The organism is Ligilactobacillus sp. LYQ135, from assembly GCF_053711055.1.
Map to the genome: position 1 here is coordinate 278763 of NZ_JBSJYT010000001.1, position 15952 is coordinate 294714.

Consider the following 15952-nt stretch of genomic DNA (forward strand, 5'->3'; position numbering starts at 1 on the left):
TGCGCCTTCTTGGATAGTATCCTTCTTGTGAACTGCAAATTTTACTTTCCCCTTAAAATTCACAAACAAGAAGTATCCGTTCACTAAACCGAAACAAAACAACAATATTCTCCCGTATGTTGCCATTTTTTCATTACTAATTACTTTTCCCAAAAGTAGTCTCTACTCCTGATTAGTTAATACCTTTTCATGTTTAATTGGTCCCCTACGGCTTTATTATAATATTATTTTTATAACAAAAATAATATTTATGCATAATTACATCAAAAGAATCAGATTTGCACATTTAATTATCTTTAGCTACTATTAATATAAAGTCTGACTACTTTACTGAGGAGAAAACCACTATGAATTATGGCAAAACAATTTCAAATATTCGCAAACATAAGCATATCTCAATTGAACAAGTTACTCATGAAACGATTACTAAATCTTCATATACTCGTTTTGTAGAAGGAAAAACACAGCCTTCCGTCAATAACTTTGTTAAACTTCTAGAAAATTTACACGTAAATTTTGAAGAATTTTTATATATAAATCGCGGATTCAAACCTGATTATTTTAATGAAATGGGGGATGAAATTCGAAAAGCAACTTTGCGAATGAATGTTGAAAAATTGCAAGAAATTCATGATACTTTTGCCGTATATCATCAACAAGAACCTGATCATGAAATTTATCATCATTTTGAATGCATCACCCAATTAATTTTAAATTTTATTCGGCATGAACCTTATGATGAAGCTGCTAAGCAAGTAATTTTAGATTACTTACTTAAATGTGACATTTGGACTCACTATGAGCATAATATGTTTAATAGCGTCATTTTTATCTTTAGTGTTGATGCCGTTAAAGCAATGGAAAGCCGTATTATTAAAAATTTAGACAATTATCAACTAATGCATGCTTTTGGTAATGAAAGTTTTCGCACCTTAATTGTAATGCTTGCTTACTATATTCGCCATCGTGATTTACTTGCTGCCATTAAAGTGATTAGTAAGCTTTCAAGCATTGAGTTACAGCCTAATATGATTTTTGAAAAAACACTATATAAATTTTACTCTGGAGTAGTTTTCATTCTTTCCAAACAAGAAAATGGCTATGATAATATCAAAACCGCACTTGAGACAATGAAATTAACTGAAGCCCATGAATATCTTTATGCCATGGTTCTTTCGCTTGAACGTCTTTTTGATACATATGACTTTGAAAGCAAACGACTTAGAGAAATCATTGCCGAGTACAAAGTCAATTAATCTACTTTTAATGCATCCTATTCTATAATTATTTATGTAATCAATAGAAAGGATGTTTTTTATGACTCAAAAAGATGCTCGTCAAGCAATTAAGCAAGTTAATGTCGGTTGTTCTAGTATTGCATGGGACACAAAAGATGGTAAACATATTTGGGGAAGAAATTTTGATTTTAATTCAATTGCAGAATCGTTCACAATGGTAGTTCCACGTAATTTTGAATATTATACTTCTGGAACTGAATTTGATCATAATTTATCACTTGAAAATGTTGTTAAATCAAAGTATGCAGCCGTTGGTTTAGGAACTATGTCAATGAAAACCACTCCTGTTTTTTATGATGGAATCAATGAAAAAGGATTAATGGGTGGTCAATTATACTATGCGGATTTTGCTTCATTTCCTGATGAAGTCAAACCTAATTCTAAGCCATTAAATCCCGGGTTCGTAGTTTCACAAGCACTTTTACAATGCGCATCTGTTGAAGAAGTCATCGACCTTTTAACTAAACAATATACTGTAATTAATGAAGAATTGGCAGGAACATTACCGACAGTTCACTGGGCTTTTTCAGACCGTTCTGGCGAAACAATTATTGTCGAACCTGATAACCAACAAATGACCATTTATCGTCATACTGCCGGAGTTTTAACCAATAGCCCCTCATATGATTGGCATAAACAAAACTTATTATCATATCTTAACGTTCAAAACACTGAATTTCCAGATCGAAATATGGATGGTGTTGAAGTTAAAAAGCCTTTTAAAGGCACCGGAGCTTTAGGTTTACCTGGTGATTTTACCGCCCAATCGCGGTTCATTCGTGCTTCATTTTTAAAATATTATGGTATTAAAGGAAAAAATGAAGATCAAGGAATTGAATACTTTTTCCACTTACTTGATAATGTTGCCATGCCTCTTGGAATGATTAAAGTCGCCGATGGTGATGATCCTTCTGCATATGATGAAACCATTTACTCATCCGCAATGTGTGCCGAATCTAAAAAATTTTACTGGAGATCATATGAAAATTCACGGATTCACTGCGTTGATCTTAGCTTAGAACTTGATAATTCTGACATCAAGTTGATTCCGTTAGAAAATAAAGCTCCTGATTTTAAATTTATGAAATAATTTTTGATATAACAATATTTTGTAGGTTAATTTAGGAAAGAATTTTTAAGTGAGCAAAGACAGATTAACTGCCTTTTTATGCAGTAGTTGCAATTGTAATGACGGTGTTGGTTTTAAGTTTATGGAACCATCAAGTGCAACAATTGCTGCAATCATGGAACTTCACAAGGAATACTTGACCTGTACTGTTTCATTTTTTGTTTTAGCAATTACGTGGCATAATTTGCACAATACTTTTCAAATTGTTCAAAAAATTAATGGGCAAGTTCTTTGGGCAAATACATTACTTCTTTTTGTAATTTCGTTTTTCCCATACGTAGCTACTTTTGTTAGTAATAATTTCCATAGTATTGTGGCCGAATATTTTTATGGAATTATCTTCTTTTTAATTTCTGTAATGTATGTGTTACTTTGTTTCACACTTCACCTTGCTGACAAAGATAATCAAGCACTTTTTAAAGTTGTATATCGCTCTAAAAAATTCGCAATTTATTTTGCAATCCAAGTTTTAGAATTCCTAGTTGGATACTGGTATCCCAAAATGGTAATTCTACAATTTTAGCAACGGCCGTTTGGATTGTTCCTGAACGCAAAGCCGAAATTGTGATTAAACAACAACGTAAAAGTCAACGTGAAAAACGTAAAGAACAAAAAATTATTCGCAAAACATTGCTTAATGAATTTAAAAATCAGGTTGAAGATTCCAAGCAAAAAAATAAGCATAATTAACACAAAAGAGACTGAACTTCATTATTTGAAGGACAGTCTCTTTTAACTTTGTTGTGATTCCATTATTTAACCTCTAATCTTATAGATCGCGATTGTATTTTAAGTTTTGCATTAAAGTAACAATTGAACCAAATTCGCGATTGTGAACTAATGTGTGTAATACTTTAATCATTATTAATTCCTCCTTTACTTTAACCATCTTTATGGTAACACCTTTATTACAAAATAACTGATTTTTGCTTGAATTCTAATGAAATTTTTAGCTAAAATTTGCAACTTACTTGTCACCTTACATAACATCGTTTAATCCTTTGTGCCACAAGGAATTGCGAGTTTTACAAAAATGAGAATTTGGTCGCAAAAAAAGAGATTGCTGATAATTCTAACAATCTCTTAATTTTTTAGTTCTCACTTTAAAAGTAGTCACTAAAACTGACTGGTTCAGTAATCAATGCATTCTCAAATTGATTTAATTCATCAGTTAAGAGGGGTTGAACTTGAATTTTCTCCATTTGAATTGCAACTGATAGCGGCATTGCTCCTAAAAAGATTGCAGCGAGATCATTAATTTTTCCTTTAAGTTGCCACTCTTTTTCAGTTTGAATGCATTTTTGAATACCAACTTCCCACTTGGTATCATTAACTGCTAAAAAATCATCTTCAACTTGGATACAAATTGAATTAAAATCATTTTTAAAAGGATATTTGGAAATAAATTTTTCAAAATTAACAATTCTTCCCATCATATATGGTTCAACTGAAGTTTTAATCTTAGCAGGTTCAAGTGAACGAAAACCTTGATATTTATCGGAGTAATCTTCAAAAATGAATTTTTCAAACATACTTCCATGAGCACAAACAAAATTAATTAATTGCTCATACGCTGTCATGTTTTGATATTGAAATTCATGGACAATTAACCGATTTATTTGGCGTTCATAAATAAGATAACCTTGAGCTTGCTTGTTTTCGTCAAAGTAAATTGCTACATCCCAATTATTTTTAATTGTTAAATAGTCCCACCACCAATGTTTACGATGCAATTTGCCATTTTGAACTGCAACATTTTCAGTATAAAATTTAGTTAGGTACTGCAATCCATCTTTTAATGTTTCACGTGTAACATATCCTTGTTTAGTATTTTTAAATGGACTTAAATCTTCAACTGCAATTTCATATGTAATTTTATTTTCAACTTGTTCATAACCAAAACGGCGATAGTAACGATGAGCAAATGGGGCTAAAAATGATAGCTCATAACCTTCATCATACATATCTTGTAAGGCAGTTTTTAATAATTTTGAAGCATATCCATTCCCACCATATTCTGGATATGTCATCACATCTCCAACTCCGCCCATTTGATAATTTTGATGATTTAACGTAATTTTAAATGGCAAACGGTAAAGTGCGCTTACAACATTTTGCTGCTCCTTATCCTTAATTCGAAAAACTTTTCCATGACTAGCTCTTTTTACAAAAAAATCACGTCGATTCAAATTATCTTGGCGGTTAAATGCATATAAGTATAGTTGATAAAGCGAATCCATTTCAGATTGCTTTAAAATTAAATCTTCCATTTTCATTCCTCCTTAAAATCATTTACATTAATATGATAACGCTTTCTATTTGGTAAGTATAGACATCTTTAAATAATAAAAAGAGATTGCAACTTACGTTACAATCTCTTTTAGTTCCTTTAAAATTAATTTTGACTTTCAATTTTAGCAGCTTCATCTTCTTGATGCTTTGCAAAAGTTTTTGCAATTGTTAACAAAATCACAACTACGTTCAAAATGCCAATAAAAATGCCAAGTTTTTGACTTTTTTTCATAAAAATCCACTCCATTCATCTTAAGTATATCATCATTAAATTTTAAAAAACACTAATTTCAATTCCACTATATCAATCTTTTATAATACTTTATTTTTGATATGAAAACGCTTATTTTATATAATAATAAGTGGAGAGTTACATAACAAAATGCACCCAAATTTTTGTTTCCCCTCTCCAACTTGAAAGGGGATGATGCTTTATGCCAGAAGATGTCTACCCAGATAGTGAAGTTTGGGATTACGTCCAAACTGAATTGAAAAAAAGAAAAATCTCTGCTAAAGAGATTGCTTATCATGCATGGGAACATCAAAAGCAATTTAACGATGATTTAACTGTAGAGGAAGCCGAAATGGCTGTCCAAAAGGTATTAAAAAAACGTGAGGTCCGCAATGCTTTGATGGTTGCTTTTGCCATTGATAATTTAGCCAGTGAACATAAACTGCCTGAACCGTTGCAGACAATTATTGCAAAAGACAATCCTTGTTTTGGTGTTGATGAAATGCTTGCAATTAACGGAATTGCCCAACTTTACGGTTCAATCGCCGTTTCAAACTTTGGTTACCTTGATGTGCATAAATCAAATACAGCCAAAAAGTTAGATTCCGCCCAAAAAAGCGGTGGTCGAATCGCAACAATGTTTGACGATTGCGTTTCAGCTATTCAGGCTTGTGCGGAAGGCTACTTAGCCCACAATTTAACTCGAGATGACTTAGACTAGGAGAATATATTATGAAATTTAATAAAGTATTTGTTTTAGGGGGAACAGGCTTTCTTGGATATTACACTATTCAGGAACTATTAAAACATGACATTAAAGTGAAGACACTTTCTTTACCCGCTAAGAAAGATACTGTTATTAATGATACAAACCCATTATCCGGATTTAAAAATGTTGACTGCTTAGTTGGTGATATTAACCACATGAGTGATGACGAAGTAGTAGATATGTTAACGGATTGCGATGGATTTATCTATGCAGCCGGTGCCGATGAAAGAGTTCAAGCAAAGATTCCAGCTAAGCGTTTTTACTATGAAGCAAACGTAATCCCTACTCAACGAATGGTTCATCTTGCAGCCAAAGTTGGTCTTAAGAAATTTATTGTGTTTGGTTCATACTTCTCGGAAATGGCGGAAAAATATCCAGACACACACTTAAAAGACTCACCATATATCAACACCCGTTTACTTCAAGAACAGCTTGCGTTTGCTGAAGGTGAAGGTAAAATTGAAGTTTGTGGGTTACGTTTACCATATATTTTTGGAACAATGAAAGAGCGAATGCCACTTTGGAAAATGTTTGTTGATCGTATTCGTGACAATGATACCTATCCTGTATTCAAAGGTGGCACTGCATGCGTAACTGCTAGTCAAGTCGGCCAAGCAGCCGTTGGAGCATTGTTGTATGGTCATCATCGTGATACATTTGCGATTGGCGATATCAACATGACATATGAAGAATTTGCAAACATCATTAAAGATGAGTTGCACACAGATACACAAATTCCAGTTTTAACTCTTGAGGAAGGTTTGCCACAATATCAGCAACTTGATAAATCTTTGGCAGACCAAGGACGCGAAAGTGGAATTCATATGGAAATGATTGCACATGTCCAACAAAAATTTTGCTATTTAAATTGGGCAGACACATTTCCAAAACTTCATGTGAAACGTACCGATATTCGACAAGAATTACGTAAGACGATTCGTTATATTATTGAGCTTGAAAATCAAAAATAAGTTTCACGTGAAACAAATAAACCGGCTAAATACCTAGCCGGTTTATTTTATCCTCTCTTCTCTCCATAACATACAACCGAAAAAAATACTTAAACCTATTTTCTCTACTCTACTTAAAATTTCTACAATTTTTAATATCGCCCAAATCATTAAAAACTGTATTAATTTATTTTCATTATCTTAAAAGTTTTTCTTATTCGCAATACCTTTGGTAAACTTTTTTAGATTATTTATCTTTTCATAATTTTCATTAATATAATTTAATCTTTATTAGATAGAATCTTAAAAAAACACTTACCAATCAATTTCCGTAATATCTTGAAGTGCCTTTTTTACATAATTTTGCTTTTGATTTTCCGCTTCGACTGCTTGTTGATTAAATGTAAATGTTCCGGTTTGAAGCAATTCTTCATATAAATCATAGTACGGAATCTTACGTTGGCGTGCGATTTCAAGTTCCTTTTCTAAATTATACGAAACATTCCGTTGAGTCCATTCGAAAATACTATGCTTTTCAACGATTAAAATTCCATAACTTGCCATTCCACTAATATCTAAGCGATCTGAAACTGGCATTCCAACACTTCCAGGATTAAAAATGTATCTGCCATCATCTGTCATTCGCAAAATATAGCGATGCGTATGCCCATATATTCCAACATCTGCATTTGTTTGTGCCATTAATTCGTCAAAATTGACCTGATCATTAGTTGGATAACTAAAATGACCGCGGGGTTGAGTCGGAGTTGCGTGAAAAATATTAAAATTAACATCTTCAATTTTAATTTCTGTATTTAATGGTCGCTCAGCTAGCCATTCCATTTGCTTTTTACCTAGTTGTTCACGATCATATGCTGATGTAATGATTGCCATAATTGCTTTTGGATTATCTTCAAAGTTAGTAAAAGTATGGTTGATTAAGTTATGATAAACTTCTTCATGATTACCTGTAACCCATGCAAGTGGTTTTAATTTTTGGAGGGCTTCTACACACTCAAGTGGTTGAGGCCCGCGATTTGTAATGTCACCTAATACAATATAATCTGTCACTTTATTTTTCTTAGCATCCGTTAAAACGGCTTTGAGTGCCTCAAAATTTCCATGACTATCACCTAAAACTGCTACTTTTCGCATCTATCTTTTACCTCGCTTGTCAATTTCTGTACTGTTTTTATAATAAACTGGATTTTGATATTCAAATGAAGTTGTTTGTAGCCAATCAATCAACTTTTCTCCTAAAGAATGCACCATTTCAAATGATTTTTGAATTTGTGCTCGACTAATTTGGTTAACGTGAATTCCAGCTGTAATGACACAATTTCCTGGAAGAAATTTTTTAATTTGATCAATCAGTTTTTCAGCAAGCATTCCATCTTTATGAACACGTCCATGATGACTTTGAAAATTTTTAACAGTGACTTCAGCAGTCTTAGTGTCATACATCACGATTGAACCTAAATGTGGGACGTCGCCTCCTGTAATTTCGATTAACAAATCTTGATTAATCATTTGAGCATCTAGTTGAATTGTAAAATTTAATTGCGTGATTTTAAAAGTACGCTTACTATTCATGCTGCATCCCTTCCCACCGTGTGCCTACTTCGTTTTGTATTCCGAATGCATCTAAAATTTTCATCGTCTGTTGTTCCACAATGTCTTGAATAGTTTGCGGATTATTATAAAAAGCCGGTACCGGTGGAATAATTTGCACACCTAATTTGGCAAGTCGCGTTAAATTTTCAAGATGAATCACACTAAGTGGTGTTTCACGTGGAACAAGAACTAACTTACGTTGTTCTTTAATCGTTACATCAGCTGCACGTGTAATTAAGTTATCAGAATATCCCATAGAAATTACCGCAACGGTTTTCATACTTGTGGGTACAATTACCATTCCATCAGTTTTAAAAGAACCACTTGCAATGCTTGCTCCTAAGTTTTTAAATTGATGCATTTCGTCAGCTAAATTTTGAATATCTTTAATTTGATAGTCTGTTTCTATTTCAATATTTTGCCGTGCCCACGGACTTAAAATTACATGAGTACGCACATTTGCAATTGCACGAAGTTTTTGCAATAAGTCAATTGCATAAACACTTCCTGAAGAACCTGTAATGCCAATCACAATATTTTTCATAACCATTTCCTTAATCTAAATATTTTTGCCAATCATCCACTTTTTTGAAAGATGCACGTTTAAACTGATCTTTCATATCAAACGGAACGGTTCCATCAATAATTGTTTTACAACTCATCCCCGCGAAACGAATTGATTTGGGATCATATTGAGGACGTTCTGATAGATCAAGAGGATGATTACGCATTCCAGGTAAAACAATTATATCTTGATCTCCTTGAAAACGTGTATTCATAGTCCAAACAACATCATTCATATCAAAAATATCGACATCATCATCAACTAACCACACCGTTTTTAATTCTTTAAATGCAGCAAATGCAAGTAAGGCCGCTTGACGTTGAATTCCTTCATCCGCTTCATTTTCTTTATGTACTTGAATAATTGACATTAATTTTCCCCCACCACATGATGGATTATATACATTTTTAACTTTATCTGGAATGGCTTTATCAACCATTTCCAAAATACTTGCTTCAGTTGGAATGCCTGCCATTGAAACGTGTTCTTCACTTGGACCAATTGTGGTTTGCATAATTGGATTGTTTTTGCGATGAGTGACGGCTTTAACTTTTACAACATTAACTCGAGTTGCCTTACCATCATATCCTGGATATTCGGGCATTGCAAAACCAGTATGAGTATTAATATCCTCTTGCATCATTTGATTTGGCATAATCTCTGCTTCAATAACATATTCAGCACGGGCAATGGCCATTTCATCAACAGTAATTCCCTTAGTAATTTGAACTCCTTCTTGCCGCAATGCGCCAGCAACATTTAACTCATTATATCCTAATGGCGTAGTTGGTGGTTCAAATGTACATCCAATTGTAATGGCAGGATCAAGTCCAATGCTAATTGTAATTGGCATTGGTTTATTTAATTTTTCATATTCCTTTTGAAAATGCCCAATATGTCTTCCTCCAGGCATAATGTACATGCCAATTGTATCTTTATCTTCTAACACCATTCGATGAATCGTGACATCACTCATTGTTTTATCAGGATTAGACCCCATTACTACTCCCATTGTAATATATGGTCCTGCATCAAGAGGTGTGTTGGTTGGTGCTGGTAATAATTTACGAATATCAAAATCGGGATCACTTGCTTTATGAACAACCTCTTGTACTGGAGCATTTTCACGTGAAACAATCACTGGAGCAACTGGATGTTCAACTGAATCTTTTAAAAAACGTCCTAAAGTTCGATAATCATGATGTAAAATCTTGCCAACGCGTTTCCGACTGGCTTGAATTCCAATTAATACACGTGAATTTGGAAATCCTTTTACATTGTTAAACATCATTGCCGGACCTTCTTTAGTAGGACGTTCCACCTGCACCAATATAGCGATAGACTCCTGCTAATTCTGCATTAGGGTCAACTGCTTTATTAGTTTCATGATATTGCCCGGGTTCATTTTTTAATTCTCTCAATATTTTTCTTAAATCATATGGATCCTTTGGAAGATTCATAAATATCGCCTCTTTTCATTTATGTTTTATTTTATAACAAATCTTCAATTTTTCTCAAAGGTTAACATCAAAAAAAGGCTATGACGTAAGTCCAGCCTCTATTTTTATATCCGTATAATCATATCCTCAAAACAAACGAATATGTCCGTTTATTCAAAACCTTCCGAATCTTTACTGCGTGATTAGTTCGGATTTTCCTTTACAGTATACCCGTTTCTAGTGTTTTGTCACAACTTCTTGAATTAATTTATTCGTTAATGACGCTTTCGCCATTAGTTTCAATGACTTCTTTATACCAATCAAATGAATCTTTTTTCAATCGTTTCATTGAGCCATGCCCTTCATCATCACGATCAACATAAATCATGCCATAACGCTTAGACATTTGACCTGTTCCTGCTGATACTAAATCAATGCAACCCCATGAAGTATATGCTTCTAAGTCCACTCCATTTTCAATTGCTTTATTCATCGCTTTAATATGTGCTTTCATATAGTCAATGCGATATGGATCATGAATTTTACCATCTTCAACTTTATCAATCGCACCTAGTCCATTTTCAACGACCATCATTGGCAATTCATAACGATCATTCATCATTTCTAAATAGTATTGCAAACCAGTTGGATCATCTGCCCATTCCCATTCAGAATAATGTAAGTATGGATTTTTAGCACCACTTGAGAAGTTGCCACCAACCTTTTCTTCAATTTGATGAGTCGTTACTGTACTTGACATGTAATATGAGAAAGTATACATATCGACTTTTCCGTTTTTCAAAACTTCAAGATCTTCATCCGTAATATCTAATTTAACATCGTGTGCTTGCCATAAACGCTCAGCATAAGTTGGATACTTTCCTTTACATTGAACATCTCCACAATAGAAGATGTCTTCTTCCCAAGTATGTCGATTTAATAAAATGTCCTTTGGATCACATGTAAGAGGATAATTTGTAATCCCACAAATCATGCAACCAACTTTATTTTCAGGATCAATTTCATGAGCTGCTTGCACTGCTTTGGCACTTGCTAAAAATTGATAATGAAGTTTTTGATAAGTATGTTGGTATTGCTCATCTGTAACATGCTCATTTTCCCACTTGAGAAACATTATAGTATTATTAATTTCATTGAAAGTTAACCAATAATGAACTAACCCTTTGTATTCTTTGAAAAGAGTCTTTGCAAATTTCATATATAAATCGACTACTTTCCGATCTTGCCAATCATTATATTTTTCTTCCATTGCAAGTGGATCATCAAAGTGCGAAATTGTTACTAATGGTTCAATGTTATATTTATGCAGTTCTTCTAAAACATCCCGGTAAAAATCTAAACCAGCTTGATTAGGTTGATCTTCTTCACCTGTTGGAAAAATACGTGACCATGAAATTGACATTCGAAACATTTTAAAGCCCATTTCAGCAAAAAGTTTAATGTCTTCTTTGTAATGATGATAAAAATCAATTGCTTCATGGTTAGGGTAATATTCATCTGGTAAAACTGCTCCAACTGCATCTTGCGGAATTGTTAATCCTTTGCCTGTTTTACCGTCTTTAAATTTATATGTTACTTGTCGAGGTGTATTTAAAGTTCCTGCAGTTGTAACATCAATTCGAGTTAAACCACGTCCATCAACATTATATGCCCCTTCGATTTGATTAGCGGCTGTTGCGCCACCCCAGTAAAAATTCTTTGGAAAAGCCATTGTTCATTCCTCCTAATTTAATTGTAATAATTCATCGCCAGCTTTAATGGCACCTTCTTTAACTTGGTTAATTTCGTGATAATTCTTAGAATTAGTTACGACCATTGGAACTGTGGTCTCATAGCCTGCATCTTTAATTGATTGCAAGTCAAATTTGATTAATGATTGTCCACTTGTCACCTTGTCACCTTTTTTAACCAAAGTTTCAAATCCTTTACCTTGAAGTTCAACTGTGTCCATTCCAATGTGAATCAACACTTCAGCACCATCTTTAGTTTTAAGACCAATTGCATGTCCTGTAGGGAAAGTCATTAATACTTCACCATCAGCAGGTGCTACAATCGTATTATCACTTGGTTCAATGGCAGCGCCTTTTCCCATTGCACCAGATGCAAATACTTCATCTTTAATACTTGCTAATGCAACTGCATTTCCACTTACAGGCGCCTTTAATTCAGTTGCTTTGTTATAGTCAATCTTTGTTTGTTGTGGTTGTGCACCTTTTTCTTCATCATCGTCATAAATTTCATCTACAACTGGAGCAGGTGCCGCTGCAGTAGCAACTTCTGGTCCATCAACTGCGTTTTTACCAAATAAAGCTTGTAAAATGAAGCCAAGAATAAATCCAACGATTGAAGCAATTATAACGCCCCAAAATCCCATGGTAATTCCTGTTTTTGGATTAATGAAAGTTGGAAAAGCAAAAATTCCCATTCCTCCCATCATGTAACCCACACCTTTAAACGCACCGATAATTCCACCTGTTACAGCTCCAGCGATACAACTTAAAATAAATGGTTTCTTACGTGGAAGAGTAACTCCATAAATCGCCGGTTCAGTTACTCCAAAAATCCCAGAAACAAATGCTGGAAGAGCAACTGCACGTAATTTTTGATCCTTAGTTTGGAAAACCATTGCTAAAACGACTCCAATTTGGGCAAAACAAACTGCTGTTGAAAGTGGTAAAATTGGCATATATCCCAAGGCAGCTAAATTTGCCATTGCCATTGCAACAATTCCCCAGTGCAATCCAAACATAACGAACACTTGCCAAAAACCGGCTAATAAGACCCCTGCTAAAATTGGACTAAATCCATAAATTGACTTACATACAAACCCAATTGCATTACCTAACCAAGTTGCAATTGGTCCAATTACAATTAAACTTACTGGAACTGCAATTAATAACGTAAAGAATGGAACTAAGAATAGTTTAACTACATCTGGAATAATTTTACGCATCCATTTTTGTACATGACTTGCGAACCATACTGCTAAAATAATTGGAATAACCGATGAAGTATAAGTAGCAGCAATTACTGGAATTCCTAAGAAAGTAGAGTGAATTTCAGATTGCAAAAAGGTTCCTTCAAATAAAGTAAATAGCACATGTTTGCTACTAGCCATTGCAACAATTGATGGGTAACACATCACTGCTCCAATTGTAATTCCGATATATTTATCTAAATTAAATTTCTTAGATGCACTAATTGCTAAAATAATTGGTAAGAAGTAAAAGAACCCATCACCAATTGCATATAAAATTTGATAAGTCCCAGATGATTGAGATATCCATCCTAATGATGCAAACATTGCAGCAAAACCTTTAATCATTCCAGCTGCACATAATGGACCTAAAATTGGTGTAAAAATTCCTGAAATTAAATCAACAAAACGATCCAACATACTCATATTGCTTTTATCTTCGTAATCATCAGGAACTTCGCCACCACCAGAAAAGCCACCGATTTTTAAGAGTTCATCATATACGTCTGCAACATTATTTCCAATGACAACTTGATATTGTCCGCCTGCTTTAACTACTGAAATAACTCCATCAATGTTTTCAATTTCTTTGTCATTTGCTTTCTTTTGATCCCTTAGTTTAAACCGAAGTCGCGTTGTACAATGAACTACACTAATGACATTATCTTTACCACCAATGCCTTTAATAATTTCGTTACATAATTTTTGATAAGCCATGATTTTCTCCTCCTTTGAAAGCAAAAACCCAAGTTTAATTTACATACATGAAAAAAGACCATCTTAATTCATATAGATAAATCAAACTTGGGTTAATGCCTAATCGTATTAGTAACACACCTTAGTTTGTGTGGCGATGAGTAACACGCCAAATATGTAATATTAAATAGACACGATCATCAGGATTTAATTTCCATCCCGTTTTCTCATTTAAAAAAGTATTGATTCGTTCAACCGTTTTGCTTTCTTTCGGATACTTTTCTTCCATCACCGTTAAAAGAGTTGGATCAAGTTCTTGATTTGAACGCTGCTCTCCACTAATATGTTGAATCATGAAAGAACGTAAATGCTCAATAAAGCGATTATAATTAAAAGATTCTTTATCAAGTTCAATGTGATATTCATATTGAACAATTGATACAATCCCTGAGATCAACTGAGTCACTTTTACGGTATCCTGTAATTTTGTGCCATCACCTTCAGCATTTAATAAATGGTAGGTCATAAAGATCTTTTCACTTTGAGGTAACTTTACGTTGGCTTCCTTTTCAATCAACTTAATTACTTGATCAGCAATTTCATATTCTTTTTTGAAAAGGTGTTTTACGCTCCAGCGCACCGTTCCGTCAGGAATATCAATTCCATCTAATGAGCGTTTCAAAGCAAAATCAATATGATCTACAAGAACAAAGTACTGATAATCAGAGAAATGAATTTTACTAATTTCTTCAACCAAATCAACTACCTTAGTAGTAATCTCAATGGCTTGCGGACGAATATTTTCAAACTCATCAATATCAGGTGTTTCCGAATCAGAAGCAATAAACTTACGGACAATTTTAGATTCATCGACCAAATCACCGCAGTGCTTTCCAAAACCAATCCCGTTACCAACGATTACGAACTCTTTCCCCCGCTTATCTTTAACTAATGCTGCATTATTATTAAAACTTTTAAGATATTTCATCACATTTTTCTCCTAATAAAACAAAAAGTCCACGTTTAAAGTGCTCAAAAACTTAAATCAAGTATAACACTTTAAATGTAGACTTATGCCTGATCGAATCAGTAACACGTTCTTTACAATTATTATATTACCGTTCTATGAAAACGCTGTCAATAACTTTTTACATCTTTTTTAAATTTTAAAGTTAGCTTTGATTCGATCCATTTGTCCTTTACGTAAGATTGAAATAATAAAGAATAAAGACATTACCGCACAAATTCCTACAGTAGTCCAATTTCCCTGTGAATTAACAACATTAAATGAGTTAGTTTGAATAAAACCGTAAGTATCAATAAGTCCATGAAAAAGGATCGCTGACAATAATGTTCCAGTCTTTAAGTAAACAATTGCTAAAATTACTCCTATAAAAAATGTATATACTACTTGAATAAGTGTAGCTAATGCAGACTGATGTTGTATATTGATTATATGAATTAATGCAAAGAAAAAGCTACTAATGAGAATGGAAGCCCAAATTTTATGAGTTCCTCTCCATACTTCAATTATCTTGCCTAAAATAATTCCGCGAATAATCAATTCTTCTGATGTCGCAACTGCAAACGCCGTTAAAAAACTAAGTCCTAAGTTATGGGCTTTATGTTCAAAAATAATCATCATAATGCTTGTTAAATAGATTATATAAAAAATATCTGTTAGGTATGATTTAAAAATTCCAGTTAATTTACTATATATTTTAGCTTTAGCATACCAGCGATTTAACAGTAAACTAAAACCTACCATTAAAATTGCCATTGAACCAGTTGCTAATAAAATTCCTTGTGCTGATTTTACTGGAACTTTCATCGCAAGCGGTACCAATCCCCCACAAATATTAGCGACTAAAAATCCAATAAACCAAATCATTGTAATTAAAATTGGTTTACCTAAACTTGAAAATGCATTTTTCATCTAAATACCTCCTTGAAAAATGTCTTTTAAGCTT

Annotated in this window: 15 protein-coding genes and 1 pseudogene; 6 read left to right on the forward strand and 10 right to left on the reverse strand. The window is 33.4% G+C overall.

The features are described from left to right. The first annotated feature begins 347 nt into the window (after positions 1-347). From ACWCL1_RS01275 to ACWCL1_RS01290, 4 genes are all read left to right on the forward strand, one after another. A complete protein-coding gene (locus ACWCL1_RS01275) occupies positions 348-1256 on the forward strand; it encodes an Rgg family transcriptional regulator (protein ID WP_454545114.1) in 909 nt (302 codons plus the stop codon). A 61-nt stretch (positions 1257-1317) separates the two neighbouring features. Further along, on the forward strand, positions 1318-2388 hold the full coding sequence (locus ACWCL1_RS01280) for a linear amide C-N hydrolase (RefSeq protein ID WP_454545115.1): 1071 nt from the start codon (positions 1318-1320) through the stop codon (positions 2386-2388). Between the two features lie 49 nt (positions 2389-2437). Continuing rightward, a complete protein-coding gene (locus tag ACWCL1_RS01285; RefSeq protein WP_454545116.1) occupies positions 2438-2950 on the forward strand; it encodes a TMEM175 family protein in 513 nt (170 codons plus the stop codon). A gap of 41 nt (positions 2951-2991) precedes the next feature. Then, the gene (locus ACWCL1_RS01290; protein ID WP_454545117.1) at positions 2992-3117 is read left to right on the forward strand and encodes a hypothetical protein; all 126 of its coding nucleotides are present in this window, start codon (positions 2992-2994) and stop codon (positions 3115-3117) included. Positions 3118-3530: 413 nt separating this feature from the next. Here ACWCL1_RS01290 and ACWCL1_RS01295 read toward each other — a convergent pair whose 3' ends face one another. Together ACWCL1_RS01295 and ACWCL1_RS01300 are read right to left on the reverse strand one after the other, a co-directional pair. After that, positions 3531-4697 carry a GNAT family N-acetyltransferase gene (locus tag ACWCL1_RS01295; protein WP_454545118.1) on the reverse strand — a complete coding sequence of 389 codons (1167 nt, stop codon included), beginning with the start codon at positions 4695-4697 and terminating at the stop codon, positions 3531-3533. A 125-nt stretch (positions 4698-4822) separates the two neighbouring features. Then, on the reverse strand, positions 4823-4951 hold the full coding sequence (locus ACWCL1_RS01300) for a hypothetical protein (RefSeq protein ID WP_454545119.1): 129 nt from the start codon (positions 4949-4951) through the stop codon (positions 4823-4825). 202 nt (positions 4952-5153) lie between these two features. Between ACWCL1_RS01300 and ACWCL1_RS01305 the strand changes: the two genes are divergently transcribed. Then, entirely contained in the window at positions 5154-5672 is a 519-nt protein-coding gene (locus ACWCL1_RS01305) for a phosphatidylglycerophosphatase A family protein (protein WP_454545120.1), read from the forward strand. Between the two features lie 11 nt (positions 5673-5683). Continuing rightward, positions 5684-6691 carry an NAD-dependent epimerase/dehydratase family protein gene (locus tag ACWCL1_RS01310; protein ID WP_454545121.1) on the forward strand — a complete coding sequence of 336 codons (1008 nt, stop codon included), beginning with the start codon at positions 5684-5686 and terminating at the stop codon, positions 6689-6691. Between the two features lie 294 nt (positions 6692-6985). Here the strand turns inward: ACWCL1_RS01310 and ACWCL1_RS01315 are convergent, their stop codons facing one another. From ACWCL1_RS01315 to ACWCL1_RS01350, 8 genes and pseudogenes are all read right to left on the reverse strand, one after another. Further along, on the reverse strand, positions 6986-7825 hold the full coding sequence (locus ACWCL1_RS01315; protein ID WP_454545122.1) for a metallophosphoesterase family protein: 840 nt from the start codon (positions 7823-7825) through the stop codon (positions 6986-6988). After that, a complete protein-coding gene (gene lpdD, locus ACWCL1_RS01320) occupies positions 7826-8263 on the reverse strand; it encodes a prenylated flavin chaperone LpdD (RefSeq protein ID WP_454545123.1) in 438 nt (145 codons plus the stop codon). Continuing rightward, a complete protein-coding gene (locus tag ACWCL1_RS01325; RefSeq protein WP_454545124.1) occupies positions 8256-8828 on the reverse strand; it encodes a UbiX family flavin prenyltransferase in 573 nt (190 codons plus the stop codon). The genes lpdD and ACWCL1_RS01325 overlap by 8 nt, the downstream gene beginning before the upstream one ends. Before the next feature lie 10 nt (positions 8829-8838). Further along, positions 8839-10309, reverse strand: a pseudogene (locus ACWCL1_RS01330) (UbiD family decarboxylase). A gap of 247 nt (positions 10310-10556) precedes the next feature. Next, positions 10557-12020, reverse strand: a complete 1464-nt coding sequence (locus ACWCL1_RS01335) for a glycoside hydrolase family 1 protein (protein ID WP_454545125.1) — start codon at positions 12018-12020, stop codon at positions 10557-10559. 12 nt (positions 12021-12032) lie between these two features. After that, the gene (locus ACWCL1_RS01340) at positions 12033-14003 is read right to left on the reverse strand and encodes a beta-glucoside-specific PTS transporter subunit IIABC (protein WP_454545126.1); all 1971 of its coding nucleotides are present in this window, start codon (positions 14001-14003) and stop codon (positions 12033-12035) included. 121 nt (positions 14004-14124) lie between these two features. Further along, entirely contained in the window at positions 14125-14970 is an 846-nt protein-coding gene (locus ACWCL1_RS01345; protein ID WP_454545127.1) for a PRD domain-containing protein, read from the reverse strand. Positions 14971-15141: 171 nt separating this feature from the next. Next, on the reverse strand, positions 15142-15918 hold the full coding sequence (locus ACWCL1_RS01350; protein WP_454545128.1) for a CPBP family intramembrane glutamic endopeptidase: 777 nt from the start codon (positions 15916-15918) through the stop codon (positions 15142-15144). Positions 15919-15952 lie beyond the last annotated feature (34 nt).

Coding starts and splice junctions, on each gene's coding strand:
- ACWCL1_RS01325 (WP_454545124.1), bottom strand. CDS start 8,828: ATGAAAAATATTGTGATTGGCATTACAGGTTCTTCAGGAAGTGTTTAT.
- ACWCL1_RS01315 (WP_454545122.1), bottom strand. CDS start 7,825: ATGCGAAAAGTAGCAGTTTTAGGTGATAGTCATGGAAATTTTGAGGCA.
- ACWCL1_RS01275 (WP_454545114.1), top strand. CDS start 348: ATGAATTATGGCAAAACAATTTCAAATATTCGCAAACATAAGCATATC.
- ACWCL1_RS01350 (WP_454545128.1), bottom strand. CDS start 15,918: ATGAAAAATGCATTTTCAAGTTTAGGTAAACCAATTTTAATTACAATG.
- ACWCL1_RS01295 (WP_454545118.1), bottom strand. CDS start 4,697: ATGGAAGATTTAATTTTAAAGCAATCTGAAATGGATTCGCTTTATCAA.
- ACWCL1_RS01345 (WP_454545127.1), bottom strand. CDS start 14,970: ATGAAATATCTTAAAAGTTTTAATAATAATGCAGCATTAGTTAAAGAT.
- ACWCL1_RS01340 (WP_454545126.1), bottom strand. CDS start 14,003: ATGGCTTATCAAAAATTATGTAACGAAATTATTAAAGGCATTGGTGGT.
- lpdD (WP_454545123.1), bottom strand. CDS start 8,263: ATGAATAGTAAGCGTACTTTTAAAATCACGCAATTAAATTTTACAATT.
- ACWCL1_RS01280 (WP_454545115.1), top strand. CDS start 1,318: ATGACTCAAAAAGATGCTCGTCAAGCAATTAAGCAAGTTAATGTCGGT.
- ACWCL1_RS01310 (WP_454545121.1), top strand. CDS start 5,684: ATGAAATTTAATAAAGTATTTGTTTTAGGGGGAACAGGCTTTCTTGGA.
- ACWCL1_RS01335 (WP_454545125.1), bottom strand. CDS start 12,020: ATGGCTTTTCCAAAGAATTTTTACTGGGGTGGCGCAACAGCCGCTAAT.
- ACWCL1_RS01300 (WP_454545119.1), bottom strand. CDS start 4,951: ATGAAAAAAAGTCAAAAACTTGGCATTTTTATTGGCATTTTGAACGTA.
- ACWCL1_RS01305 (WP_454545120.1), top strand. CDS start 5,154: ATGCCAGAAGATGTCTACCCAGATAGTGAAGTTTGGGATTACGTCCAA.